We start from the raw sequence: 24,581 nt of genomic DNA on the forward strand, positions 1-24,581 counted from the left end.
CCATTACTGCACTGCCTTAATGCAAGAAATAGTCCATTTAACTGCTGCAGAGCACAAAAAACTTCTCTAGATTCCTATATATTCATTCAAAGACCATCCAAAAATATATGCGTGGTCTATATTTTCCATTTTTGACTGTCACGTAAATGAAGCAATCAATCGATCATGTCTAGCTACCTCATTACAAATCATCTTGGCATTATTAAATATGCGCCCCTTATTTTTTTACTGTCGATCATTATCTTTCTGCTATTTGGGTGGTTGTATGGAAGATACCGCATCAGAACATCCAAAGATGTCATCGTGCGCGACTCTCTTGCGACGGCTATTTTTAGCCTATCCGCCCTTGTACTGGGTTTTACATTCTCAGGTTCGAATGATCACTTCAATCAACGTATGAATAACGCTCGTAACGAAGCGGTATCTATTGAACGAGTCTATCAATCTAGTAAATATTTACAGGCTGCTGATCAGGCTGCAGTCCAAAGAACTCTTCGAGAAATACTGAACACTAGGCTAAACGTATACAAAGATATCACTGTATTGGAAGATTTAAATATTCATTTAGATGCATTGAATGCGCAGTTAACCAAGGTAAATGAGGAGCTTGTATTAGGCATTCCCAAGGCGCCTCAGAAATATAAAGAGTTTGCAGATAAGATCCTAAGCCCCCAACTTGGACAGCTCTTAGAGGCATTTAGCAATGGAGTTCTTCAATCAAAAAACCATCCCCCGGCAATTATTGAGCGGTTTTTATTTATATTGTTATGCGTTGGATCCTTACTCAGTGGCTATGCCATGGCAGTTCAAAAGGAAGAGGATTGGTTTTTGACGTTTCTCTATGTTGGCTTGATGGGTTTTGCCATATTGGTGATTTTCTCGCTAGAGTTCCCCAATCAGCTCTTTCCATATGATGTCCTGAATGCAGAATTGCTCAGAGTACAAGAGCGCATACGATGAATGAATGAGCCATTTAGTGAGAAGCCATCTCTAGATTAAATGGCTTCTCCGGCGAGTATTACCGCTACCACTTCAGAATCTTATTTTCTGAATCACTGCTTTAGTGATGGTGCGCCTCTAACGCAATCAACATAGTACTCACTATGTCCATCTACTTCACCTTTTACAAGGCCATGGATATCAGTCTCAAATCCTGGGAATTTCTCATTGAAGTCTCTGGCGAAATAGAGATAGTCAATGATGCGCTTATTAAAGCGCTCACCCGGAATCAGCAAGGGAATGCCTGGAGGATATGGCGTTACTAACATAGCGGTAATGCGATCCTCTAATTTATCCAAGGGCACACGATCAACTTCCTTATGAGCCATCTTGGCCCAAGCCTCTGAAGGCATCATCGCAGGAACCATATCAGAGGTATACATCTCGGTAGTCATGCGCGCTACATCGCGGCTCTTATAGAACTCATGAATCTGTTGGCAAATATCTTTTAGGCCAACGCGCTCATAGCGGGGGTGCTTGGCCACAAACTCGGGCAAGACTTTCCACAAAGGAGCGTTCTTGTCAAAGTGATCCTTGAACTGTTGCAACTCAGTAACAAGCGTATTCCAGCGGCCTTTGGTGATGCCGATGGTGAACATAATGAAGAATGAGTACAAACCGCACTTCTCCACGATCACGCCATGCTCAGCTAAATACTTCGTCACAATGCTTGCAGGGATGCCCATTGAGCCGAAGTTACCTTCAATGTCTAAACCTGGGGTAACAACAGTTGCCTTAATGGGATCGAGCATATTGAAGTCTTGAGCAAGATTGCCAAAATCATGCCAACTCGCCTTGGGCTCCAAGATCCAGTCAGAGCGCTCGCCAATACCTTCTTCAGCCAGATGATCTGGGCCCCAAACCTTAAACCACCAATCAGCGCCGAACTTATCATCCACTTCACGCATCGCACGACGGAAGTCCATGGCTTCAGCAATCGATTCTTCAACCAGCGTTGTGCCGCCAGGTGATTCCATCATCGCTGCTGACACGTCGCACGACGCAATAATGGCGTACTGTGGACTGGTAGAGGTATGCATCAGATAGGCTTCATTGAAGCAATCACGATCAAGCTTAGTGTCCTCAGCATCTTGTACCAATACCTGTGAGGCCTGCGACAAACCTGCCAACAACTTATGCGTTGACTGAGTTGCAAACATCAAACTTTTCTTAGTACGCTTGCGATCAGAGCCAATGGCATGCATATCTTTGTAGAAAGGATGGAATGCAGCATGCGGCAACCAAGCCTCATCGAAATGCAAGGAATCGACCTTACCGTCGAGCATCTCTTTGATCATCTCCACGTTGTAGATGATGCCGTCATAAGTACTTTGGGTCAGCGTCATCACGCGTGGCACAACGTTCTTGTCTTTAATGAAGGGATTCGCATCAATTTTCTTCTTGATGTTTTTCCACTCAAACTCTTCTTTAGGAATGGGACCAATAATGCCAAGGTGGTTACGGGTTGGCATCAAGAAAATCGGGATCGCGCCCATCATCGTGATCGAATGAATCACTGACTTATGGCAGTTGCGGTCTACCAGGACGACGTCCCCTGGGGCAACCGTGGAATGCCAAACAATCTTGTTAGACGTCGATGTGCCATTCGTTACAAAGAACAAATGATCCGCATTAAAAATACGGGCAGCATTGCGCTCGCTTTGTAAAACGGGACCAGTGTGATCAAGCAGTTGACCTAATTCTTCTACGGCATTACAGACGTCTGCACGCAGCATGTTCTCACCAAAGAACTGGTGGAACATCCGACCCACAGGACTCTTCAAGAAAGCGACACCACCGGAGTGGCCAGGACAATGCCAAGAGTAAGAGCCTTCAGAGGCGTAATTGGTTAAGGCACGGAAGAATGGTGGCGCTAATGAATCCAAGTACACCTTTGCCTCACGAATGATGTGACGCGCAACGAATTCTGGGGTGTCTTCATTCATGTGAATGAAGCCATGCAACTCACGCAAGATGTCATTGGGCATATGGCGTGAAGTACGAGTCTCGCCGTATAAGAAGATTGGAATATCTTCATTGCGTTTGCGCACTTCAGTAATGAAGGCACGTAAATTATTCAAGGCAGGCAAATCATGATCTTCTGAATCAGAGATGAACTCTTCATCATCAATCGAAACGATAAAACAAGAGGCGCGCGAGGCTTGTTGCGCAAAGGAAGTCAAGTCACCATAACTTGTCAGGCCAATCACTTCCATGCCCTCGGTTTCAATCGCTTCCGCTAAGTCACGAATACCCGATCCCGAAATATTTTCGGAACGAAAGTCCTCATCAATAATAATGATTGGGAAACGAAATTTCATGACGACCCTTTAGGTTTGCGAGCTAGAGTTTGAATACAGTAAAAAATTAAGTCTTGGGCAGGGTCACGCCCCGCTGGCCTTGATATTTGCCGCCACGATCCTTATAGGATGTACCGCAAATCTCATCACTCTCAAAGAACAACACTTGAGCGCAACCTTCACCTGCGTAAATCTTTGCTGGTAATGGCGTAGTGTTAGAAAACTCTAAAGTGACATAGCCTTCCCACTCTGGTTCAAAGGGGGTGACGTTCACAATAATGCCGCAACGTGCATAAGTGCTCTTACCAACACAAACCGTCAGCACACTACGCGGGATCTTGAAATACTCCACAGTTCTTGCCAAAGCGAATGAGTTTGGTGGAATGATGCACACCGGACCTTTGAAATCGACAAAGGATTTGTCATCGAAATTCTTAGGGTCAACAATCGTACTGTTGATATTGGTAAAGATCTTGAATTCATCTGCGCAACGAATGTCATAGCCATAGCTTGAAGTGCCATAACTAACGATTTTGTTGCCGGCGTCATCTAGGCGAACTTGTCCAGGTTCAAATGGGCTGATCATGCCTTGCTCGCCCATACGGCGGATCCAGTGGTCTGATTTAATAGTCATGGCGGAATTGTAAAACCTTAGACTGCCAATGCCCACCAATTTGTAGGGATGAGGACTAGCTAGCCTTGCTAAAAATGACCCGCTCAGGGGCGTTATAGATCTCGAAGTGCTTACCAGAGCAGCGCGATAGGAGCGTCAGATTGGTTTTGCGGGCTAGTTCGAGCCCCATCAGCGTTACCCCGGACCGGGTGAGCAAGAAAGGGATTTCCATCTGAACCCCCTTAATCACCATCTCCGAGGTCAAGCGCCCAGTTGTAAAGAAAACCAAATCTCGACCCGGCTTATTGTCCAGCCACATCAGACCAGAAATAGAGTCCACCGCGTTGTGGCGCCCCACATCCTCAATAAAATGGAGTAAGCGAACGTGGCTTTCTCCAGAGCGCTCAAAAACAGCGCAGGCATGGACCGAGCCAGACTTCTTGTAAATGGTGTCGTGTATGCGGATGGCATCGACCAACTCGCTGATCGCCTCTTGAGCAAGCTTAGGGCCATCAGGCAAACGAATCTGGGCCATATCCTCCATCAGACCGCCAAACATGGTGCCCTGGCCGCAGCCGGTGGTGACTACCCGTTTGCTGGTAAGCGCGTCAATATCGACCGTACTGCGTCGCGTCTTCACGGCGGCGGAATCCGTCTCCCAGTCCACCTGAATACTCTCAATATCGTCAATCGACTCCACTAAGCGTTGATTACGCAAGTAACCCAGTACCAAGGCCTCAGGAGCGCTCCCCAGCGTCATTAAGGTAACAACCTCACGCTTATCCAAATAAATGGTTAAAGGGCGCTCCCCAGGGACATGGGTGGTTTTGAGGCGCCCCGCTTCATCCAATATCTCCACCTCATGCACTAGGGGCACGGAGGCGTTGGACATCTGGATTTTGTGGGGCAAAGCCATAAAACATCTCTTAAATTGGTTTCAAATCGGTATTCACTTTAACCGCAGACTAAAATTGGTGCTCAAGTAAACCCTAAGCACCATAATCTTGTCTTCAGTTTATCGATTTCATTCTTGTCATATTTAATTTTTAAGTTAGCTTTACATGAGTAGCCCAAACCGCCGCCTTCTTGTTACCTCCGCCTTGCCGTATGCCAATGGTCAAATCCATATTGGGCATTTGGTGGAATACGTACAAACCGATATTTGGGTGCGCTACCAAAGAATGCGTGGTCATGAGGTGCACTACGTTGGCGCCGATGACACCCATGGCACACCAATCATGCTGCGCGCTGAAAAAGAAGGCATTACTCCCAAAGAGCTCATCGCCAACGTTTGGAAAGAACATAAGCGCGACTTTGATGACTTTTTAATTTCTTTTGACAACTACTACACCACCGATAGTCCAGAGAACGAAAAGTTAGCCCAAAGCATTTATCTGAAGCTACGCGATGCTGGTCTCATTGAGATGCGCTCGATTGAGCAAGCCTACGATCCCGTTAAAGAAATGTTCTTACCAGATCGCTTCATTAAAGGGGAGTGCCCTAAGTGCGGCGCTAAAGACCAATATGGTGACTCTTGTGAAAAGTGTGGCGCAACTTACTCCCCTACTGATCTAAAAAATCCTTTCTCGGTAGTGAGTGGTGCAACACCAATCAAAAAAGTATCTGATCACTATTTTTTCAAACTTTCTGATCCGCGTTGCGAGACATTCTTACGCGAATGGACCCAAGTCAAAACACCTTTGCAGCCTGAAGCTCGCAACAAGATGAAAGAGTGGGTTGGCCAACCAGGTGAAAGCAAGCTAAGCGACTGGGACATCTCCCGCGACGCCCCTTATTTTGGCTTTGAGATTCCGGATGCGCCCGGCAAGTACTTCTATGTATGGCTTGACGCCCCAATTGGCTACTACGCCAGCTTCCTCAATTACTGTCAGGCCAAGGGCCTAGACTTTGATGAGTGGGTGAAACCAGATACCACTACCGAGCAATACCATTTCATCGGCAAAGATATTTTGTATTTCCACACCCTCTTCTGGCCTGCAACTTTACAGTTTGCTGGCTATCGCACACCTACCAATGTATTTGCTCACGGCTTCTTAACTGTTGATGGTGAAAAAATGAGTAAGTCACGTGGCACGCTCATCTCTGCCCATAGTGTGATTGAGTGTGGCTTTAATCCTGAATGGTTCCGTTATTACTTTGCCACTAAGCTTAATGACAGCATGGAAGATTTAGATTTAAATCTTCAAGATTTTGTTGCAAGAGTGAATAGCGACTTACTTGGTAAGTACATCAACATTGCTAGTCGTAGCGCTGGATTTTTAGTGAAGCGTTTTGGTGGCGTGGTTTCTGATGAAGCAATGAATCATCCTTTGCTAACTGAGATTAGAAGCGCAAGTGAAAAAATCGCAGCCCTGTATGAAGGTCGCGAATATGCCAAGGCATTGCGCACCATCATGGAACTCGCTGATAAGGTCAATGCTTTTGTTGATGGCAATAAACCCTGGGAAATTGCCAAAGATCTGGCACGCGAAGCGGATCTACAAAGTGTCTGCAGCGTTACATTAGAGGCCTTCAGAATGCTGAGTCTGTATTTGAAGCCGGTCTTGCCGCAAGTTGTAGCTGGCGTTGAGGCGTTCTTATCCTTGCCAACGATGGACTGGAATGCCGTGAATACGCCTCTTTCCAGCAAAAATCCCATCAATGCCTACAAACACCTCATGACCCGCGTAGAGGCCCCTCAAATTGAGGCTTTACTAGCTGCAAACCTCTAAAAACCATCTATTTCAGTCGGGCAGAGGAAAAGTCGACTGAGTTGGATGAAAAATCGTTAATAATGATAGTTCTAGCCCCGTTGTAGTCTTGGGGTAACTTTTATAAGTTATTGAATTAATTCAGAATTTTAGGAAATATGATGGCACGTTATCAATCCGAATTCACACAGTTCTTAAATGAACTCAAATCCGAGAAACCACACCTCGAGGCAGATCAGCAAGCTGGTCGCTCACTCCTCTGGGATAAAGAGCCACTAAGCACTGAAGATTTACGTCGCGCAAAAGCAGCGAAGTTGAAGCAACGCGCTTACGTTTATTCGAATGACTGAACCGAGTACACAGCCAATATCGGATTTACTAGATAGCACCCCGTCCGTAACGGATGGGATGTCTGCTGCTTTCGCAAAGCTTTATGGCGAGCCATTATTTAAGCTTCCTACCGATCTTTATATTCCACCTGATGCGCTGGAAATTTTCTTAGAAGCATTTGAAGGTCCGCTCGATCTCCTGCTGTATTTGATCCGCAAGCAAAACTTCAACGTGCTCGATATTCCGATGGCGCAGGTGACCCAACAGTACCTGAGTTATATCGACCAAATTCGCCATACCAATTTAGAACTCGCTGCTGAATATCTTTTAATGGCAGCGATGCTGATTGAAATTAAATCGCGCATGCTACTGCCCATGAAAAAAGCAGATAGCGATGAGGAAGTAGATGACCCACGCGCAGAACTGGTGCGTCGCTTACTTGAATATGAGCGTATGAAGCTTGCTGCTCAAGAGATTGATCAGATTCCACAACATGGTCGTGACTTCCAAATAGCGCATGGCTATGTCGATACTACGGTTGCCGTTACTTGGCCTGAAGTAAATGTAGATGACTTACAAATGGCTTGGCGTGATGTTTTGCACCGCGCCACACTCAACCAACATCACACTATTACTCGCGAAGCTTTATCAGTGCGAGACTTTATGACACGTATTTTGCGTCGCTTGCAAAGCACACGCTTTGTTGAGTTCGGAGAATTATTCGAAGAGGCGATTCATTCGGGCGGTGGCGTGGCAGTAGTCATTGTGAACTTCATTGCGATGCTTGAACTTTCGCGCGAAGCCCTGGTTGAAATTACCCAAGCCGAGCCCTACGCACCAATTTATGTGCGCCTTGCTTACACCCCTGTTGCATGAAAATCATTAGCGATATTAATGAATTGCGTGACCACTTGCGTGGTCAAACCCGAGCCTCCTTTGTACCAACGATGGGCAACTTGCACGAGGGGCATCTCTCCTTGATGCGCCTTGCCAGACAACATGGCGACCCGGTTGTAGCCAGTATCTTTGTGAACCGCTTGCAGTTTGGGCCAAATGAAGATTTTGATAGCTACCCCCGCACCATGCAGGCAGACATCGACAAGCTGGAAAAAGAAGGTGTCTACATTCTGTTTGCGCCTACTGAGCGCGATCTGTACCCGCAGCCCCAGGAATACCGCGTAGATCCGCCACAACAATTGGGCGATATCCTTGAAGGTGAATTTCGCCCCGGCTTCTTTAAAGGCGTTTGTACCGTTGTCCTCAAACTCTTTTCTTGCGTACAACCTAAGGTTGCTGTGTTTGGCAAAAAAGATTATCAGCAGCTGATGATCATTCGTCAGATGGCAAAACAATTTGCTCTACCAGTTGACATCATTCCTGCTGAAACTATTCGCGCAGAAGATGGCCTAGCGCTCTCCTCACGCAATGGCTATCTCTCTACGGCGGAGCGGGCTGAGGCTCCTGAGCTACAAAGATTACTCAATGAAGTACGCAATCAAGTCTTGGACTTAAAAGAACGTAATATTGAAGCACTATCTGCCATTGAAAAGAAGGCTGTCGCGCAATTAGCTGGTCGCGGTTGGGAGCCCGATTACATTGCTATTCGTCAACAGGGTGACTTAGCACCATCCAATAATGAAAATCTACAAGCCGGTCAACCTTTGGTGATCCTCACCGCAGCCAAACTGGGCAAAACCCGCCTTATTGATAACTTAGAGATCTAAGTAGCCCGAAGACAGTTTTTTCAAAACTAAGCATCGCATTAATGACTTGAATATACTGAGACCTAACCAATCTCAAAGGATTAGTCATGAACCGTTTTGGGCGCCGTCTACTGCTGGTCATTGCCTGTAGCTCTCTTTTCCCTTTGGCTGCTGAGGCTGCCCCTGCGGTCCCACCCTTTTATGTTGCAGCCTCCAAAATAAAACCTGAGGGCAAACTCGGGCAGGTGGTCAAGAAAGAAAAAGTAGCAACAGAGATATCGGGCGCTCAGGCTTGGCGCATTGCCTACATTTCTTCAGATGTAAACGATCTCAAAACAATTTCAACCGGCCTATTGATTGCGCCAGTGGGTCCAGCTCCGAAAGAGGGTCGCCCAATTGTTTCCTGGTCTCACGGTACGACAGGTAGTGCGCAAAATTGCGGCCCTTCGCAACAAATTAATCCAGCCGTACCTTTAAATGAGTACTACCTCATGAATGGCAATTCTTGGGAGGATTACGGCGTCCTCTCCGTAACTGAATTTATCAAACAAGGTTATGTTGTCGTAGCCACTGATTATCAAGGGCTTGGTGGTGGTGGCAAGCACCAATATGCCGTTGGGCAAACACAAGGTCGAGATGCGATCAATGCCATTCGTGCAGCGGGCGCCATCAAGGAAACGGGCGCTGGTAAGAAGGCTCTACTTTATGGCTGGTCCGAGGGTGGCTACTCTGTTCTGTCTGCTGGCGGCTCTCCTGACTATCTAGCCAAAAAAGGGACTGCCTTTGATGGTATCGAACTCGTTGGCGTTGTAGCTCTGTCTCCAGTGAACGTATCAGGGGTCGCGCAATTTGCCTTGAGTAGCAGTCAGACTCCAGAGCAAGCGATGGAGAAAATCACTGCCCCTTTGTCACAAAATATTTTTATGTGGGGCCATTTAGCAGGAATGATGTATGGCTTACAGGCAGCATACCCAGAAAAACTGCAACTGACTGATTGGTTCACTCCTGAGGGTGCCAAAGCGTTTGATGTACTCTCAAACAATAAATGTTTTCATGTCTTAAGTGACTCATTGACATACAGCTATGGTGAAAATTACAAGTCCTTAGTCAAACCAACACCAAGCAATACCAAAGCATGGATCGATGCCTTGATTGTTGGTGGAGTACCAAATAAGGCGCCCACAGTACCGGTGCTCGTGTTTCGCGGAACAAAAGATGCTGTTCCCAAACCAATGGTCGATATCTACGAAGCTCAGATGTGCAAATTAGGTGCCAATGTGAAGCATATTGAACTTGACGGGGCAACCCACTTCACTAGCCCCGTAGAAGCGCAGCAAACGTTCTTGCCTTGGGTTAAAGATCGCTTTGCCAATAAACCGCTTGCAAATGGGTGCCCAAAAAGCTAACGACTCTTCATTTGATGACCTGCCATATCTGATGTAAAAAAACCACCTTCGGGTGGTTTTTCTTTGCTTACTCTATGGCCGCTTTGGCTTGGAAATCACCCAATTTCCAAATTAAATCAGATGGCTCAAATCGGCAACAAGGGGCTATTCGCAAGATTCCAGAAGGACTGCAAATGAAGTAAAAATGCTGATGACTGAAAACTAGTGCATAAGCCTAGGAATTAAAAGCGGTAGCCAATACCAACAACTAAATCAAAGCCTACGGCATTAGATGGAGAGTTAATTAAATATCCCCCATTAGTTAGAACAGAGACCTGCTTCTCTCTATTCACTGCATAGTTAGCCTCCCCAAGGAGGTAAATGGCGTCTGTAACCATTTGCTTATAGCCAAGCCCATAAAGAGTGCCATTCACTTTGACGGATTGCTGGGGATAATTGAGATCGGGGGAGTTCGCTGAGGCACTAGCATGTGTAGTAGCCGCAGCATATCCAAGTTTGACATATACCAAACGGTTAGTATCAATCGCATACCCTGGAATAAGAGAGATGCTGTAAGCATTGTTAACGTTGTAAACACCGTAGGCCGAACTACCAGAAGCGGTCGCAGTTGTAGTCGCAGAACTTGAGGCCCCAGGGCTTATAGCAACGCCGATGCCAAGTAGATAGGTATCGTTAAATGCAAAGTTATAACCAGCACCAAAACTGCCGGTTGGTCCATTTGCGTGGGTAGCGGTTGAGTATGTGGGGATAATATGAGCACCACCAGGTGTTGTTGTGGTTGTAGCAGCAGTGGCTTTGGGGATATAACTTTCATAGCCTATTGCTACTTGGCCATAAGCGCCTTCCCAAGCATTGGATTTGGTTTGCGCGCCGCTGATGCTGACCATTGCAAAATACGACAAAAAACCTATTAAAGGTATCTTGTAATTCATTATTTGTCTCCTACTATTTTTATTATTAATCAATACTTAATTACGGTGCATCAAGAAAATTACTTTTTAATATGTTTAAGAATTTCACTGGGTTCAATTGGTTTATACAATGCCTTGATACTCAAATCATCAAATATTTTGAGGTGTTCAGGTGATGTGTCTGCCGTAACGATGATTGCTGGAATATCGGCATTAAATTGTTCGCGAATTTTCTGAATATAAGAAGCTCCATTCTCAAATCCCAATCTGTAGTCACTCAAGATAAAATCCAAGTGAGATATTTTTTCTAGCTCAGAATAAAATTCACCAGCATTCAATGGAATGGGATGCACGACAAATCCAGCTGCCGTAAAAAACTGATAATAGGCATTTAGTAAAACATCGTCATCTTCAATTATTGCTAAATGACCTAAATGTAAACACTGAGAATCTTCCAATGTAAAGGCAGAACAATCGTCACCCAGCACTTGATTGGCTGCAGCAGTTTTATCTAAAAGGGCTTCGGGTTCTATAGTGGCAAAATAGGTTTTTAGTGTGAAGACGGACCCCCTTCCCAGATCTGATTCAACGGAAAGCGTAGCGCCAATGAGTTTGATGATGCGATTTACGATGGAAAGACCAAGCCCTAGGCCATCATGTAGAGCGCGGGTATGTTGGCCACGGTAAAACTCTTTGTATATTGAATTTAGATCTTCCTTGCTCATGCCTAAGCCTGTATCACGGATCTGGACTACAAGCCCCTGGGTGTCTTGGGTGAATAAAACATCAATACCTCCAGACTCTGTGTACTGGATAGCATTGGAAATAATGTTCATCAAAATCTGAGTGAGCAATGCCAAATCGCCATACGCGTTCATATTTTGGTATTTAAAATTCAAATTCAAATTTTTCGCTTTGGCAATCGGTACAAGTAATCCCTGAAGATTGGATGCCAAGACACTGACATCAAATAAGGTATTTTTAACCAAAATACTCTGGGAATCCAATTTGCTAATATCTAAAAGAGCATTAAACATTCTATTTAATTGATCGGCACTAAACTTCAACTTACCAATAATTAATTTTTCATCTTCATCCATCTTCTGATCATTTAGCAAAGCTAAGAAAATATTGATTGCTTGCATTGGTTGGCGTAGATCATGGCTAGCTGTCGCAATGAAGTCTGACTTAGCAGCATTGGCAGCAATGGATGCATCTTTTTCAATGGTCAACTCATCTAAAAGCGCATCATTTTTAAATTTGAGGATTAAGTTTTTTTCCCAAGATAGTGAAAAAAGTGAACCTAATTTTAGGGAATAGTAAAAGAACAGGGCGGCACCAGTAACAATCGGCCAGTGCACAACAGCGTTGGGAATGAAAATATAGTAAACGAATAGACATATTTGTAACGGGGCTATGAAGGAAACTAAAGTACTCCAATTCAGACAGTTCCCATACATATTGATGAAAATAAAAATCAAAGTAATGGTGTAATAAAGTAAGTAATATTCTAGGGAGTACGTAGGGAGCAAGATTAGCCAGCCAAATCCCCAACATGCTGACGAAAGCCCAATAGCCCAATTCATTTTCAGAATATTTTTATCAATATTCTTTTGAGGGTTCGTAGATAAAACCAAATATGCCCTGATTAAAAGGCATATATTGGTAACAATAAACCACAAGTAAAATCGATCATATCCAGCTGATTCAGCAAAGAGTACGAGGCATAAAATGGGTCCTAAAAAGGCTGGAAAAAGACTTTCTTTAGCCACCTTCAACATGTGCACTAATTTCTCATATTGCAGCTGCTTGATTTGATCTGGCGAAAGATCAATACTTCGCTTGTTTAAGAATTTAGATATGTTTAGTTCAATCATATTAAGTTCAATTGCTTAGCTTTATTGATAGCCTGAACTCGATTGGACACCTTTAGCTCTTTGAAAATTGCATTAATGTGGACTTTGACTGTTTGTTCTTTTATTTCAAAGTTATATGCAATGACTTTATTTGATTGGCCTTGAGCAATACATTTAAGTATTTCATATTGTCTTCCTGTCAAACCGGTAGCAACAGCCTCAGGCAGAAAAGTAGACATCATTGCGTAAATCTGGCTATAGATCTGTTCAACATCATTATTTTTAGAAATAAAAATCTGACAGCCAGCTTCTAAACATTTTTCCTTCCAGGCATCTTCTTCAAGCCCTGATATCGCTGCAATATTGGTTACATTACTCAATTTTTTAAATTCAAGTATTCCAAATAAGGGATCAAGGGAGTCTGGGATGCTAAGGTCTAATAAAATTGTCCAAGGGACATTCTTAGACTTAGCTAGGCTAATGCCATCAGAAATATTAGATGCGCTAAATACCTCGATAGCATGTACGTTGAATCTTCTTGTTAGGTAAAGATGCAATGCATCTCGATAAACGGGGTGGTCATCAACGATTAATAATGCAGACATCAGAAAGATTTATCTCTTAAGTTTATGGGACGATTAAGCATAATTAGTTTGATCTCTGAATGCTATCTATATTTGATAGGCATAAACACTAGTTTTTTAGAGGCTTTCCAAGCTTACTCGGCCCTGAATATTTGGCCTATAGAACTTTAGTTCTAGCACTAAAGTTCCTCATTCTCCCTACAAATAATTGACTTGCGTCAACTTTTTTATTGTCAATTGCGCCGACATTACATGCAGGGCTCACAAAGCCAATGAAATATTAACCAAAGGGGGGTTTCATGAGTAAATTCATTAGCTATCTACTAGTCGCATTTGTTGCATTTTTCATTGGTACAGTAAGTGGTGCAAGCTTGAGTGACATCGATACTTCTGTATCAAAAATTTCTGCATATATCAATGCAGCTCATTCTCAAGATCAAGCCTACTAATCGGACGGGTGAAATGTTTATAACTAATCTTTTGGGGCGCCATCTACGCACTAGCCTTCTGACAGTGATTCTTATTATCTGTGGCGTTATAGCCCTAGCCGGAACTAAAGTTTTAGCAAGTATTCACAATCAAACTGAAATAGTGCAGAGCAATCCTCACCACATTCCTGATGAGTTAAATCCAAAATTGAAGCGGGTCTCAGAGTATTTCCAGGTGATTCATTATGAAGCGAGGGAGGACATCGTGGAGCTTAAAGAAACATTACATAGCGCTGCATTTAAAAGTAAAGCTGCATATGTTGAGCCAACATTAGATTACACAACAGGCACCTCTAACTAGATTTAGTCTCTAATAATCAGATTAGCAGGTATGTATAAGTGGAGTGAGACAACATGACAATTTTGCGTTATTCCAAGGTATTCGAAGTGTTGGGGCATGACACCAGATTGAAAGTATTTGACTTAATTTATAGATCTGGAACAAAGGGTGTTAGACCCAAAGAGATGATTGATCAATTCGGTATTGATTCAGGAACATTAGATTTTCATCTCAAAAAGCTTCTGGCAATTAATTTAGTTGCTATAAGGCAAAGGGGCCCAAGATGTCTTTATCATCTCAATGAAAATATTCCAGTAGAGTTGGCTCAGTTATTCGATGCCAACCAAAAGGAGGGGCAATTAGAGCTAGTCGAAGAGGCATCCTTAGCCCTATAGCCAAGATCAGGCATTCAACCGCCTGTAGAACGTTTTGCCCTAACTGTTGCATCGACGGGCTGAAATCAAGGTCGGTAGCGGTCATCGGCTGAATGTCGAGCCGCCCTACATTACAACGCGAAGAATTGCCCCACTTCAAGGCTTAATTCTTTAGCCAGCTCTGCACCAGTGACTTTGCCAGCTGCGCCCTTAGCTTTTAGCACTTCAATCTGTCCACCATGACAACTCACGAAGAATGAATCTAGCGTAATTTGTGTAAGCTCACCTGGCTTGCCTTTAACGGCACCAAAGGTTTGCGCTACATGCTTATGGCAATCGTAGATCTGTACTTTTTGCTCACCAAACTTCGTCCATGCACCTGGCGCAGGATTAGCCGCTCTGATGACGTTATAGATTTGGGTGATGTGACTTGCCCAATGAATCTGCGCAGCGTTTGCATCAAACCAACCTTCATAGTTTGCTTGCGATTCATCTTGGATAACTTCGGTATGCTTTTCTGCCACCACGAGATCTGCAGCTTCTAACAAAGCCTTAATACCAGCTGGGAAGAGATGGTCGAAGTAAATCTTTCCGAGAGTGTCATCAGGTCCTATAGCGACTTCTTTTTGCAAAATGACTGCGCCCTCATCCAAGCCATCGCTTGGGCGGAAGATGGTTAAACCAGTCTTTTCCTCACCCAGGGCAATTGCCCAGTTGATGGCGCTAGGGCCACGATATTGAGGTAATAAGGATGGGTGGTACTGAATAGTGCCGTGACGCGGAATCTTGACCAGCTCTTGCGGCACGAACTGCAATACGTAGGCCATCACGCAGATATCAGCCTTGCTATCAATCAAGGCTTGAGCAGCTTCAGGACTCTTTAAGGAGGAAAACTGCAAAGGGCTTAAACCCCTTGCAATCGTTGCCTCTTTTAATACTTCTGGTTTGCTTGACTTAGGATTATCAGGAGGGCAAAAGACTGCAACTACTTCATCGCCACGATCCAAAAAAGCCTCTAAAGTAGCCTTCCCAAAATCTGCACTTCCAATCAAAGCAACCCGCATCTTAGATCACCTTATCGTGACGCAATGAGATCAACTCATCAGTAGTAAAACCAAGTTCGCTAAGAATCTCATCGGTATGCTCACCAAGTAATGGTGAACGCGTCACAACTGTTTCGCTATCAGACATCTTAATTGGATTACCTACAGTCAAATACTTACCGCGAATCGGATGATCCACCTCAACTACGGTTCCTGTATCGCGCAATGATTGCTCTTCAGAAATTTCTTTCATAGACAGAATTGGGCCACAAGGAACATCGTATTTATTCAAAATATCCATCACTTCAAACTTGCTTAGAGTCATGGTCCACTTCTCAATCTCAGCAAAGATTTCCATCAAGCGTGGCAAGCGTGCCATGGCTGATGAGAAATTGTGATCAGTGATCCAATCTTCGCGACCAATGACTTTACAGATTGCTTCCCATACTGGAGCCTGAACAACAACATAAATATAGGAATTGGGGTCAGTTTCCCAGCCTTTGCACTTCAAAATCCAACCAGGCTGACCACCACCAGAGGCATTACCAGCGCGGGGTACAGCGTCGCCGAAGGTTCCATTGGGATACTGGGGATACTCTTGCATCGTGCCATTACGCTCCAAACGCTGTTGATCACGCAACTTCACGCGGCATAAATTCAAGACAGAATCTTGCATTGCAGCCAAGACTTTTTGACCGCGACCAGAATGCGTACGTTGATACAATGCAGTAACAATACCCAAAGCTAAATGCAAGCCGGTACCGCTATCACCAATTTGCGCACCCGTTACCATCGGAGGGCCATCATCAAAACCAGTGGTTGAAGCTGAGCCGCCTGCGCACTGAGCAACGTTTTCATAAACCTTGCAATCCTCGTATGGGCCAGGACCAAAACCTTTTACAGAGGCCATGATCATCATTGGGTTTAATTCTTGAATACGTTCCCAAGTAAATCCCATGCGATCTAAGGCGCCAGGGGCAAAGTTTTCTACCAACACGTCACACTCTTTAATAAGGCGTTCGAGAATTTCTTTACCTTTTTGGGTTTTGGTATTCACAGTAATAGAACGCTTGTTATGGTTCAACATCGTGAAATACAAACTATCCACATCAGGAATGTCGCGTAATTGACCGCGAGTAGCATCGCCCTCACCTGATTTTTCTACTTTAATCACGTCAGCGCCAAACCAAGCCAATAACTGAGTACAAGTCGGCCCTGATTGAACATGCGTGAAGTCGAGGATTTTCACCCCCTCTAGTGCTTTTGCCATGGTTTAAGTCCTAATAAGATTGAAATTTTGAATTAAGCCAATTTTACCAGTCGGAAATTGGGGCAAATGAAGGATGCCCAGGTTTTGGGCATGAATGCTGCTAAGACCCTATATTTTCTGCCTTGCGTTGACTATATTGGGCTAAGACGGAGGATGTTCAAGATCAGATAGCCGCTTCTTGAGGGCTCGCTCTTCGGCAAATCGCTCGGTTTCATCACGAATCACGGCAGCCACCCCAGTCGCCTTGTGATTTTCATCAAAAAGCATGCCTACGGTAAACGCAATCGATAAAGCACGTCCATCCTTGTGCTTTGCGGGCACTTTCAATAAAGAGGTGCCATAACGAGTGGTGCCGGTTGCCATTGATTTGCTGTAGCCCTCGTTATGCCTCTGACGCTGACGCTCGGGTACGATCAGATCAAGCGTATTTCCTAGAGCCTCTGCTTCGGTATAACCAAAAATGCGCGTAGCAGCGGCATTCCAAAGCACAATCTTTTCATTGGCATCAGACACAATCACTGCATCGCCAATGCAATCTAGCAGTTGATGGAGATCGATGGATGTTTTCATATTCTCAGTCTAAAGACTTTTGCGGATCCATAGGAAATTAAAAGTGATGCCATAAAAAAGGCGCTCACTAGGAGCGCCTTAAAGCTTGTACAAATTAATGCTTTGTAGTTATTAAACTGCCTTAGCTGTGTGCAGCTTAGCGATGTCATCAGCGCTATAGCCGAGGTCTGCCAACACTTCATCAGTGTGCTCACCCAAAACTGGTGATGGACCAACTTCAATTTCCAAATCAGAGAACTTGATTGGGCTGCCGATTGTCAAATATTTACCACGTACTTTGTGGTCAACTTCAACAATAGAACCGCTCTTACGCAAGTCTGGTGAGTTTGCCAATTCTTTCATTGACAATACAGGCGCGCAAGGAATATCAAACTTGCGGAGGATGTCCACAGCTTCATATTTAGTCTTGTCTTTGAGCCACTCTTCAATCGTTGCGAAGATGTCAAAAATCTTGTCTTGACGCGCTTCTGCAGTCATATAAGCTGGATCAGTTGCCCACTCTGGCTTGCCAATTGCTTTGGTAATTGGCTCCCAAGCGTGACCTTGAATGGTGAAGTAGATGTATGCGTTTGGATCTGTTTCCCAGCCTTTACACTTCAACACCCAGCCTGGCTGACCACCGCCACCAGCGTTACCGCCACGTGGAACTACGTCAGTGAATGAACCGTGTGGGTACTGTGGGTACTCTTCCAAGTAACCAATTTTGTCCAAACGTTGTTGATCGCGCAATTTCACACGGCACAGGTTCAATACGGCATCTTGCATTGAGCAAGATACTTTTTGACCCTTGCCAGTTTTTTGACGCTGCATCAATGCAGTCAAAATACCGATTGCCAAATGCATACCAGTGTTGCTATCGCCCAGAGCGGCAGCAGAAACTGTAGGAGGACCATCCCAGAAACCTGTTGTTGAAGCAGCGCCGCCGGCACACTGTGCAACGTTTTCATACACTTTCAAGTCTTCGTATGAGTGACCATCGCTAAAACCTTTTACAGAAGCCATGATCATTTTTGGGTTCAGTTCTTGAATACGCGCCCAGCTAAAGCCCATACGATCTAAAGCACCTGGACCAAAGTTCTCAACCATTACATCAGAAGCCTTGATCATCTTCTCTAAAACTTCTTTACCTTCTTGAGTTTTAGTGTCGAGCGTCAAAGAACGCTTATTACCGTTCAACATCGTAAAGTACAAAGCATCGGCACCTGGAATGTCGCGCAATTGGCTACGGGTTACGTCGCCAGAGCCTGGACGCTCTACTTTAATAACGTCAGCGCCGTACCAAGCTAACAACTGGGTACATGCAGGACCAGCTTGCACGTGTGTGAAATCGATGATGCGGATACCGTCTAATGGTTTAGTCATGTTTGTTTCTCCTTAAATTATTTCTTAATGTAGCTCTTCAATATTACGTATCTGTTACTTAATAAATTCCTGAAACTATGCTTTTTTAGTAGCGCCAGCAGATGGGTTCAAATTCGTCAAACGCCCACTCTCTGTACCCGCCGTTTCATCAATCACAGCGTTAATTAGAGCTGGTTTGCCAGCTGCAATTGCCTCTGTTAATGCTGCTTCTAATTCTGCTGGGGTAGTCACGTAGTAACCAACGCCACCAAACGCTTCAATCATCTTGTCGTAACGGGCATCTTTAACAAATACGGTTGGCGCAACATCTGCACCACCCGTTGGGTTGACGTCAGTACCGCGATATACGCCATTGTTGTTAAAGACCACTGTTGTGATTGGGAGTTTGTAACGGCAAACAGTTTCCAATTCCATGCCACTAAAGCCAAATGCGCTATCGCCTTCTACTGCGATCGTTGGCAAACCACTAGTGACTGCAGCACCGATGGCGTAACCCATACCAATACCCATAATGCCCCATGTACCTGAGTCAAAACGCTTACGTGGCTTGTACATATCAACGATTGCACGGCAATAGTCGAGCGTATTAGCGCCTTCGTTTACCAAGTTCACATCTGGGTTCTTCTTAATCACATCACGAATCACACGCAAAGCACCATGAAAGTTCATTGGTGTCACTTCTTTAGCAAGTGTTTCTGCCATCTTCGCGGTGTTCTTATCTTTCTTCTCGGTAATCGCGGCGATCCATTCAGCGCTTGGCTTAGGAACGGCAGCAATACCCTTCAGGAGTTCACCAACGCATGAACCAATATCACCAATCAATGGTGCATCGATTTGCACGTTGCTATCAATTTCGTTTGCCTGAATATCAATTTGGATAAATTTCTTAGGATCTTTACCCCAGGTCTTGCCTTTACCGTGCGCCAACAACCAGTTCAGACGCGCACCAACCAACATCACTGCATCAGCCTCAGCCAATACAAATGAACGCGCTGCAGAAGCAGATTGTGGATGGTTATCAGGCAACAAGCCTTTAGCCATCGACATTGGTAAGTAAGGAATGCCGGATTTTTCAACTAAATCACGAATCTCTTTATCAGCTTGTGCATAAGCAGCGCCTTTACCTAAGAGAATCAATGGACGCTTAGCGCCCTTCAACACATTCAAAGCACGCTCAACAGCATCGGCCGCTGGAATTTGACGTGGCACTGGATCAATGACTTTGAAGATGGATTTCTTAGCTTCTTCAACGGGCATGGTTTGGCTGAGCAGCTGCGCTGGCAAGTCTAAATACACACCGCCTGGACGACCAGAAACTGCTGCACGAATCGCACGAGCAAAACCGATGCCGATATCTTCAACGTGATTGATGCGGTACGCCGCTTTGCAATATGGCTTTGCCGCATTGAGCTGATCCATCTCTTCGTAGTCACCCTGTTGCAAGTCAACGATTTCACGCTCGCTTGAGCCGCTAATCAAAATCATTGGGAAGCAGTTCACAGTAGCATTAGCAAGTGCTGTCAAACCGTTCAAGAAACCAGGTGCAGAAACCGTCATACAAATACCAGGCTTCTGTGTCATATAACCAGCAATCGCAGCAGCGTTACCAGCATGCTGTTCGTGACGGAAACCGATAAAGCGCATGCCTTCAGCTTGAGCTAAACGGCACAAGTCAGTAATTGGAATACCAACGAGTCCGAAAATCGTATTGAGATCATTCGCCTTAAGGGCGTCAATGACGAGATGGAAACCGTCAGTTAATTGTGTGTTTTGGTTGTCTGTTGTCATATAAGTAGTTGTTTTAAGTTATCGATTGCATCACAAGGCTACATGCGCCTCACTTGGGCAGAGGTGAATCTTAGGCTCGGGGGTGTGGTTCATCATTGACTTCGGTCAATTTCCCTTGAAATCCAGTAAATTCAAGGGTTAGCGCTTAGATAAAGAGCTCTTTATGCTTGGTTTTTAAGCGACTTAAAGTCTCCGGGGAGAGATTTAAATAGGCTGCCAACTCTTTTTTGGGGAGGAGCTCAAATAAGTCCTCATATTTGCGCAGAAAACGCTCCACTCGGCCTGGGGCATCGAGCATATGCAAGGTAATGGTGTGAGCCATGATTTCGCTCATCAGACGCATCACCTCAAATTCAAAGCTCTCTTTCAGTGGCTGATGCTGGTCAAGAAACTCGGCCCACTTCTTCATGGGCATACGCGCCACGCGCGCCTTGGTAACCGAGGCAATGCTGTATGGGGCGGCCGTCTTTAGGCGCCACGCGGCATAGCTTGTTTCAATATCTTTTTCGATAGCAAATCGCAAAATCATCTCTTTGGCATCCGCACTCGAAACGATCCGCTTTAGGATGCCGTCCAGTACGAAGTACTGCTCCATTTGGTGATCACCTTGATGAAGCAAAATGTCGCCTTTTCTGAGGTCGGAGATCTCTAAATGACGCTCTAATTCGGCCATGCTTTCCTGATCCAGGCTTTTTAGCACTGAGTTTTGGCTCAGCTGTAAGCGAATCAGGTTTTTTTCGAGGTGCTTGTCTAATGCTGTCATGAATCCTTAATCCTAGACCCTATATTGTAGGCTTTTTATGATCTAAATCAGGTTTTCAGCTACGTGCTTAGGCTAGAATTGCTGGGTCGTGGTGCTTTATTGCAGTGCAATAAAGTTAAACGGGAAACACTAAACGTGTGCTGCCCCCGCAACGGTAGGTAAATACATCCTCAATTGAAAAATGAGGGGTGTCAGGAGTCTGAAAAAGCCACTGTGCATGTCAATTGCATGGGAAGGCCAGATTCTGAGATTTACTAGCCCGGATACCGGCCAAGACAGGTGGAATTTTGCGGACGGGGATCTTCGCGCGCCGATGAAGCATCCCAAGCCAGCAGGCCAGGATGTCCAATTGACGCTCGATCTCTCAAAAGGTGAATTCTGTTCGACCCAGCTTACGGGGAAGTTAGCTAGGTGTTTCGAAGGCAGAAAGTGCATCATGAAACAGCAGTTCAGCAACAAAGCATTAAGCGCCCTTCTTTGTGGCGCAGTCATTTTTGGATCCATTTCAAATGCATTAGCCCAAAGTTCACAATCAACAGTCATTGTTTCGGGCTCACGTTTTGAAGAGAACCTCAACGAGGTTCCTGCAAACGTGCAAGTTATCACCCGCGATGAAATCGCCGAGTCAAGCTCTACAAATATTCCTGATATTTTGTCCCAAATAGGCGGCTTGAATGTCAGAAATACCACCGGCGGCCAACTCAATCTTGGGGCCACCATTGATATGGGTGGCTACGGTCCAACAGCTAATAACACAACGCTGATTCTGGTGGATGGGCAAAGAATCAATCCCATTGATTCATCTTCAGTGTCATGGGAATCCATTCCGCTAGACTCAATTAATCGCATTGAAATCCTTCATGGCGGTGCCAGCGTTCAATACGGTAACGGCGCCATAGGTGGCGTGATTAACATCATCACCAATGGTGGTAAAAAAAATCTCAATCAAGTGTCTACAAGCTACGGCAGTTTTAATACCCTAGTCAACAATGCAATTTTTAGAAATACCATTGACCAAACCACGGTTCAACTTAGCGCTAACACTTCCAATACGAATGGTTGGAGGCAAAACTCTGCCGCCAATGCCTATGCATTTGATGCAAAAGTGACTCAAGCTTTAGGCGGAAGGGATAATGTTTATGCTGATGCGTTTTATAGCTATTCAAACCAACAAAACCCAGGTGGGGTAGTAGGTCAGGTTGGACAAGGAAATCCTCAGTCTGCAAAATTCAACAATATTGGATCTGGTACAGGCGTCTACAACACAGGCGTTCGTGCGGGAGTCGCCAAAGAATTAAGCAGCATATTTAATTTAGAGATAGACGGTTTTTATAGCAATAAAAATACCTTCTTTACTCAGCCTTATTACTCCACTGATGCATCGGGAGTGGGCTCAGACCCAGCGATTAGCCCATCATTCACAAAGTACCAAGGATGGCAGGCCAACTTTAGCCCGCGCATTAAAGGTGATTTTGACTCATTCGGCACCAGCATATTGGGCTACGAATTTAATAAGGCCAGTCAGTCGTCGAATGGCACCTTTAGCTCTGTAATGAATCAAGCGGGGCAAGCGCAATATGCGGCAGTTAATCCGCTTCAGAGTGAAGCATATGCCAGCCTCTATAACCAATCCATTTATTTCATCGAAAGGGTTCCAGTTACAAAAGGTATTGAACTGAATGGAGGTTATCGGTATCAAACACAAAGCGCCACTACCAATGGTATTAGTATTTGGAGCGGCGCAAGTAGCGATAGTAAAACCTACTCTGCAAATGCCGGGGATGTGGCGATCAATTTTAAATACCTTGAGGGGCAACGTGTTTACGTCAAATGGAATCAGTCCTATCGCTTTCCCAATGTTGATGAGTTTTGGGGGTGGTCAACAAACGGTGGTCAAGCCTTTGGTGGAATTCTTAAACCTCAAACTGCACAAACCTATGAGATTGGTGGAAATTGGCAAGTTCTTAAAAGTAACTTAACGGCATCTATTTTTACTTCGGTTTCCCAAAATGAGATTTTGTATAACCCTGCAACTTTTATTAACTCTAATTCTCCATATGACATTAATAGAAATGGAGCAATTTTTAATGTGCTTTCAGCGCTCACTTCGCAATTGTCAGCTGGCGTTGGTGGGACTGTGCAGCATGCGACTTACGCTAGTGGACCATACCAAAACCAATCAATAGCTCAAGTACCAAACCTATTGCTCAATGCCAGGGCAACCTATACGCTTACAAGTAATTTGTCATTCGGCGGGGTAATCAATTATGTGGGAAGCCAGCATTATGATGCCACCCCAACTTATTACAGCTCCTTGGCGGTCATGTCCTCTTACACCGTTGCAGATATTTATGCCAATTACAAATTGGGCAATTGGGAGACTCGCGTGACCGTTAAAAACGTTGGAAATTCTCAATATTCAACGTATGGGGGGTATGGTTATGTAACGGGGCCCAATGGCAATAACGCAAACAATTACTATTACTACCCCAATGACCCTCGATCCATTTACATTAGCGCTAAATACAACTTCAACTAATGACCCCTGATTACCCCAGCTTGAGTTCCAAAAAACAGGGCGAATGATGCTGGTTTTCCCTCAAAAATCAGCATCTCAATAATTGGGACTACCTCTTGGTTTTCCTAAGGCTACAATGCCAGTATGAGCGAGCAAACCCCCTCTTCCCCCAGCGATATATCGGTTGACGATCTGTCGGCGATAGTTCAGCGCGTGGCTGATAAGTTGCAACTGATTGCTGAGGCAGTAAAAAACCTCAACCAGAATCGCACTCAACTTGAGGGCAAGATCGAAGATGCCCAAAAACGGATTCAACATATTTTGAGTAGGCTGCCAGAGCAGAGTGATGGACGCCAATTGAATTTACTTGGTGAGGCAACTCCCCCAACAAACTCAGAGGACGACAATGAGCCAACTACGCATTGAGGTAACTCTTGCCGGTCAAAAAATAGCGCTCGCAACCAGCGCTGAACACGAGCCCTTACTTCGTGCTGCTTGCACATTAGTGGATGAACAAATTCAGTTGGCAATTAATGGCGGTAACCGTAGCATTGAACGTGCCAGCATGATGGCGGCCCTCAAAATTGCTGGTGATCTCATTACTTTAAAAAATGCTGTTCCAGAAACCAATGCGCAAGGCACTACTTCCGGAACAAACTCCGAAGATATGATTCGCCTTCAAGCGGAAATTAAATCTTTAGAAGACCAAGTA

Annotated in this window: 23 protein-coding genes, 1 pseudogene and 1 riboswitch; of the genes and pseudogenes, 12 read left to right on the forward strand and 12 right to left on the reverse strand. The window is 44.8% G+C overall.

Translation table 11 applies throughout. The features are described from left to right. The first annotated feature begins 165 nt into the window (after window positions 1–165). The gene (locus ICN49_RS07865) at window positions 166–960 is read left to right on the forward strand and encodes a hypothetical protein (RefSeq protein ID WP_216167282.1); all 795 of its coding nucleotides are present in this window, start codon (window positions 166–168) and stop codon (window positions 958–960) included. Between the two features lie 92 nt (window positions 961–1,052). On the opposite strand, the gene ICN49_RS07870 is transcribed toward ICN49_RS07865, so the two are convergent. Genes ICN49_RS07870 through ICN49_RS07880 form a run of 3 tightly spaced genes read right to left on the reverse strand, consistent with a single transcriptional unit; the run spans window position 1,053 to window position 4,822 of the window. Further along, window positions 1,053–3,320, reverse strand: a complete 2,268-nt coding sequence (locus ICN49_RS07870) for an arginine/lysine/ornithine decarboxylase (protein WP_216167284.1) — start codon at window positions 3,318–3,320, stop codon at window positions 1,053–1,055. A 46-nt stretch (window positions 3,321–3,366) separates the two neighbouring features. Beyond that, entirely contained in the window at window positions 3,367–3,933 is a 567-nt protein-coding gene (gene dcd, locus ICN49_RS07875; RefSeq protein WP_216167286.1) for a dCTP deaminase, read from the reverse strand. Window positions 3,934–3,988: 55 nt separating this feature from the next. Further along, on the reverse strand, window positions 3,989–4,822 hold the full coding sequence (locus tag ICN49_RS07880; protein WP_216167385.1) for a formate dehydrogenase accessory sulfurtransferase FdhD: 834 nt from the start codon (window positions 4,820–4,822) through the stop codon (window positions 3,989–3,991). Between the two features lie 151 nt (window positions 4,823–4,973). Between ICN49_RS07880 and metG the strand changes: the two genes are divergently transcribed. From metG to ICN49_RS07905, 5 genes are all read left to right on the forward strand, one after another. Further along, window positions 4,974–6,644, forward strand: coding sequence for a methionine--tRNA ligase (metG, locus tag ICN49_RS07885; protein ID WP_216167287.1), 1,671 nt, complete (start codon window positions 4,974–4,976; stop codon window positions 6,642–6,644). Between the two features lie 140 nt (window positions 6,645–6,784). After that, window positions 6,785–6,973, forward strand: a complete 189-nt coding sequence (locus ICN49_RS07890; protein ID WP_216167289.1) for a DUF3460 family protein — start codon at window positions 6,785–6,787, stop codon at window positions 6,971–6,973. Beyond that, entirely contained in the window at window positions 6,966–7,829 is an 864-nt protein-coding gene (locus tag ICN49_RS07895) for a segregation and condensation protein A (RefSeq protein ID WP_216167291.1), read from the forward strand. The genes ICN49_RS07890 and ICN49_RS07895 overlap by 8 nt, the downstream gene beginning before the upstream one ends. Beyond that, complete coding sequence (gene panC, locus ICN49_RS07900; protein ID WP_216167293.1) at window positions 7,826–8,677, forward strand: pantoate--beta-alanine ligase; 852 nt, start codon at window positions 7,826–7,828, stop codon at window positions 8,675–8,677. Before ICN49_RS07895 ends, panC begins: the two co-directional genes overlap by 4 nt. Before the next feature lie 86 nt (window positions 8,678–8,763). Beyond that, on the forward strand, window positions 8,764–10,062 hold the full coding sequence (locus ICN49_RS07905; protein WP_216167295.1) for a lipase family protein: 1,299 nt from the start codon (window positions 8,764–8,766) through the stop codon (window positions 10,060–10,062). A gap of 221 nt (window positions 10,063–10,283) precedes the next feature. Here the strand turns inward: ICN49_RS07905 and ICN49_RS07910 are convergent, their stop codons facing one another. The 3 genes from ICN49_RS07910 to ICN49_RS07920 are packed head-to-tail and all read right to left on the reverse strand — an operon-like array spanning window position 10,284 to window position 13,434. Beyond that, on the reverse strand, window positions 10,284–10,994 hold the full coding sequence (locus ICN49_RS07910; protein ID WP_216167297.1) for a hypothetical protein: 711 nt from the start codon (window positions 10,992–10,994) through the stop codon (window positions 10,284–10,286). A 59-nt stretch (window positions 10,995–11,053) separates the two neighbouring features. After that, window positions 11,054–12,850, reverse strand: coding sequence for an ATP-binding response regulator (locus ICN49_RS07915; RefSeq protein WP_216167299.1), 1,797 nt, complete (start codon window positions 12,848–12,850; stop codon window positions 11,054–11,056). Continuing rightward, the gene (locus ICN49_RS07920) at window positions 12,847–13,434 is read right to left on the reverse strand and encodes a LuxR C-terminal-related transcriptional regulator (protein WP_216167301.1); all 588 of its coding nucleotides are present in this window, start codon (window positions 13,432–13,434) and stop codon (window positions 12,847–12,849) included. The genes ICN49_RS07915 and ICN49_RS07920 overlap by 4 nt, the downstream gene beginning before the upstream one ends. Before the next feature lie 278 nt (window positions 13,435–13,712). Here ICN49_RS07920 and ICN49_RS07925 point away from each other — a divergent pair, with 278 nt between their 5' ends. From ICN49_RS07925 to ICN49_RS07935, 3 genes are all read left to right on the forward strand, one after another. Further along, the gene (locus ICN49_RS07925; RefSeq protein ID WP_216167302.1) at window positions 13,713–13,862 is read left to right on the forward strand and encodes a hypothetical protein; all 150 of its coding nucleotides are present in this window, start codon (window positions 13,713–13,715) and stop codon (window positions 13,860–13,862) included. Between the two features lie 64 nt (window positions 13,863–13,926). Next, window positions 13,927–14,202 (forward strand): hypothetical protein, encoded by a 276-nt coding sequence (locus ICN49_RS07930; RefSeq protein ID WP_216167304.1) that lies wholly within the window; start codon window positions 13,927–13,929, stop codon window positions 14,200–14,202. A gap of 53 nt (window positions 14,203–14,255) precedes the next feature. Continuing rightward, window positions 14,256–14,576 carry an ArsR/SmtB family transcription factor gene (locus ICN49_RS07935; protein WP_216167306.1) on the forward strand — a complete coding sequence of 107 codons (321 nt, stop codon included), beginning with the start codon at window positions 14,256–14,258 and terminating at the stop codon, window positions 14,574–14,576. A 110-nt stretch (window positions 14,577–14,686) separates the two neighbouring features. On the opposite strand, the gene ICN49_RS07940 is transcribed toward ICN49_RS07935, so the two are convergent. The 6 genes from ICN49_RS07940 to ICN49_RS07965 all read right to left on the reverse strand — a co-directional run bounded on the left by ICN49_RS07940 (window position 14,687) and on the right by ICN49_RS07965 (window position 21,351). Further along, complete coding sequence (locus tag ICN49_RS07940; protein ID WP_216167308.1) at window positions 14,687–15,619, reverse strand: methionyl-tRNA formyltransferase; 933 nt, start codon at window positions 15,617–15,619, stop codon at window positions 14,687–14,689. A gap of 1 nt (window position 15,620) precedes the next feature. Next, window positions 15,621–16,868, reverse strand: coding sequence for a formyl-CoA transferase (gene frc, locus ICN49_RS07945; protein WP_216167310.1), 1,248 nt, complete (start codon window positions 16,866–16,868; stop codon window positions 15,621–15,623). Between the two features lie 141 nt (window positions 16,869–17,009). Continuing rightward, window positions 17,010–17,438 (reverse strand): PAS domain-containing protein, encoded by a 429-nt coding sequence (locus tag ICN49_RS07950; RefSeq protein ID WP_216167312.1) that lies wholly within the window; start codon window positions 17,436–17,438, stop codon window positions 17,010–17,012. Between the two features lie 111 nt (window positions 17,439–17,549). Continuing rightward, window positions 17,550–18,800 (reverse strand): formyl-CoA transferase, encoded by a 1,251-nt coding sequence (gene frc, locus ICN49_RS07955; protein WP_216167313.1) that lies wholly within the window; start codon window positions 18,798–18,800, stop codon window positions 17,550–17,552. 75 nt (window positions 18,801–18,875) lie between these two features. Further along, entirely contained in the window at window positions 18,876–20,588 is a 1,713-nt protein-coding gene (oxc, locus tag ICN49_RS07960) for an oxalyl-CoA decarboxylase (RefSeq protein WP_216167321.1), read from the reverse strand. A 145-nt stretch (window positions 20,589–20,733) separates the two neighbouring features. Further along, window positions 20,734–21,351, reverse strand: a complete 618-nt coding sequence (locus ICN49_RS07965; protein ID WP_216167323.1) for a Crp/Fnr family transcriptional regulator — start codon at window positions 21,349–21,351, stop codon at window positions 20,734–20,736. A 72-nt stretch (window positions 21,352–21,423) separates the two neighbouring features. Then, a riboswitch (cobalamin riboswitch) is annotated at window positions 21,424–21,640 on the forward strand. A gap of 147 nt (window positions 21,641–21,787) precedes the next feature. Here ICN49_RS07965 and ICN49_RS07970 point away from each other — a divergent pair. The 3 genes and pseudogenes from ICN49_RS07970 to ICN49_RS11730 all read left to right on the forward strand — a co-directional run. Then, window positions 21,788–23,890 (forward strand): TonB-dependent receptor, encoded by a 2,103-nt coding sequence (locus ICN49_RS07970; RefSeq protein ID WP_216167325.1) that lies wholly within the window; start codon window positions 21,788–21,790, stop codon window positions 23,888–23,890. A 123-nt stretch (window positions 23,891–24,013) separates the two neighbouring features. Next, window positions 24,014–24,295, forward strand: coding sequence for a hypothetical protein (locus tag ICN49_RS07975; protein ID WP_216167326.1), 282 nt, complete (start codon window positions 24,014–24,016; stop codon window positions 24,293–24,295). Continuing rightward, window positions 24,276–24,515 (forward strand): annotated as a pseudogene (locus tag ICN49_RS11730) (cell division protein ZapA); the annotation flags it as partial. The gene ICN49_RS07975 and the pseudogene ICN49_RS11730, both read left to right, overlap by 20 nt. Window positions 24,516–24,581: the final 66 nt, after the last annotated feature.

The organism is Polynucleobacter finlandensis (assembly GCF_018881755.1).
Taxonomy (GTDB): Bacteria; Pseudomonadota; Gammaproteobacteria; order Burkholderiales; family Burkholderiaceae; genus Polynucleobacter; species Polynucleobacter finlandensis.

Excerpts from the sequence above, each read along its gene's own strand:
- ICN49_RS07925 (WP_216167302.1), top strand. The coding sequence starts at position 13,713 with ATGAGTAAATTCATTAGCTATCTACTAGTCGCATTTGTTGCATTTTTC.
- ICN49_RS07870 (WP_216167284.1), bottom strand. The coding sequence starts at position 3,320 with ATGAAATTTCGTTTCCCAATCATTATTATTGATGAGGACTTTCGTTCC.
- ICN49_RS07940 (WP_216167308.1), bottom strand. The coding sequence starts at position 15,619 with ATGCGGGTTGCTTTGATTGGAAGTGCAGATTTTGGGAAGGCTACTTTA.
- ICN49_RS07895 (WP_216167291.1), top strand. The coding sequence starts at position 6,966 with ATGACTGAACCGAGTACACAGCCAATATCGGATTTACTAGATAGCACC.
- ICN49_RS07965 (WP_216167323.1), bottom strand. The coding sequence starts at position 21,351 with ATGACAGCATTAGACAAGCACCTCGAAAAAAACCTGATTCGCTTACAG.
- frc (WP_216167313.1), bottom strand. The coding sequence starts at position 18,800 with ATGACTAAACCATTAGACGGTATCCGCATCATCGATTTCACACACGTG.
- panC (WP_216167293.1), top strand. The coding sequence starts at position 7,826 with ATGAAAATCATTAGCGATATTAATGAATTGCGTGACCACTTGCGTGGT.
- ICN49_RS07950 (WP_216167312.1), bottom strand. The coding sequence starts at position 17,438 with ATGAAAACATCCATCGATCTCCATCAACTGCTAGATTGCATTGGCGAT.
- ICN49_RS07935 (WP_216167306.1), top strand. The coding sequence starts at position 14,256 with ATGACAATTTTGCGTTATTCCAAGGTATTCGAAGTGTTGGGGCATGAC.
- ICN49_RS07890 (WP_216167289.1), top strand. The coding sequence starts at position 6,785 with ATGGCACGTTATCAATCCGAATTCACACAGTTCTTAAATGAACTCAAA.
- oxc (WP_216167321.1), bottom strand. The coding sequence starts at position 20,588 with ATGACAACAGACAACCAAAACACACAATTAACTGACGGTTTCCATCTC.
- ICN49_RS07975 (WP_216167326.1), top strand. The coding sequence starts at position 24,014 with ATGAGCGAGCAAACCCCCTCTTCCCCCAGCGATATATCGGTTGACGAT.
- ICN49_RS07970 (WP_216167325.1), top strand. The coding sequence starts at position 21,788 with ATGAAACAGCAGTTCAGCAACAAAGCATTAAGCGCCCTTCTTTGTGGC.
- ICN49_RS07915 (WP_216167299.1), bottom strand. The coding sequence starts at position 12,850 with ATGATTGAACTAAACATATCTAAATTCTTAAACAAGCGAAGTATTGAT.
- ICN49_RS07865 (WP_216167282.1), top strand. The coding sequence starts at position 166 with ATGTCTAGCTACCTCATTACAAATCATCTTGGCATTATTAAATATGCG.
- dcd (WP_216167286.1), bottom strand. The coding sequence starts at position 3,933 with ATGACTATTAAATCAGACCACTGGATCCGCCGTATGGGCGAGCAAGGC.
- ICN49_RS07910 (WP_216167297.1), bottom strand. The coding sequence starts at position 10,994 with ATGAATTACAAGATACCTTTAATAGGTTTTTTGTCGTATTTTGCAATG.
- frc (WP_216167310.1), bottom strand. The coding sequence starts at position 16,868 with ATGGCAAAAGCACTAGAGGGGGTGAAAATCCTCGACTTCACGCATGTT.
- metG (WP_216167287.1), top strand. The coding sequence starts at position 4,974 with ATGAGTAGCCCAAACCGCCGCCTTCTTGTTACCTCCGCCTTGCCGTAT.
- ICN49_RS07920 (WP_216167301.1), bottom strand. The coding sequence starts at position 13,434 with ATGTCTGCATTATTAATCGTTGATGACCACCCCGTTTATCGAGATGCA.
- ICN49_RS07905 (WP_216167295.1), top strand. The coding sequence starts at position 8,764 with ATGAACCGTTTTGGGCGCCGTCTACTGCTGGTCATTGCCTGTAGCTCT.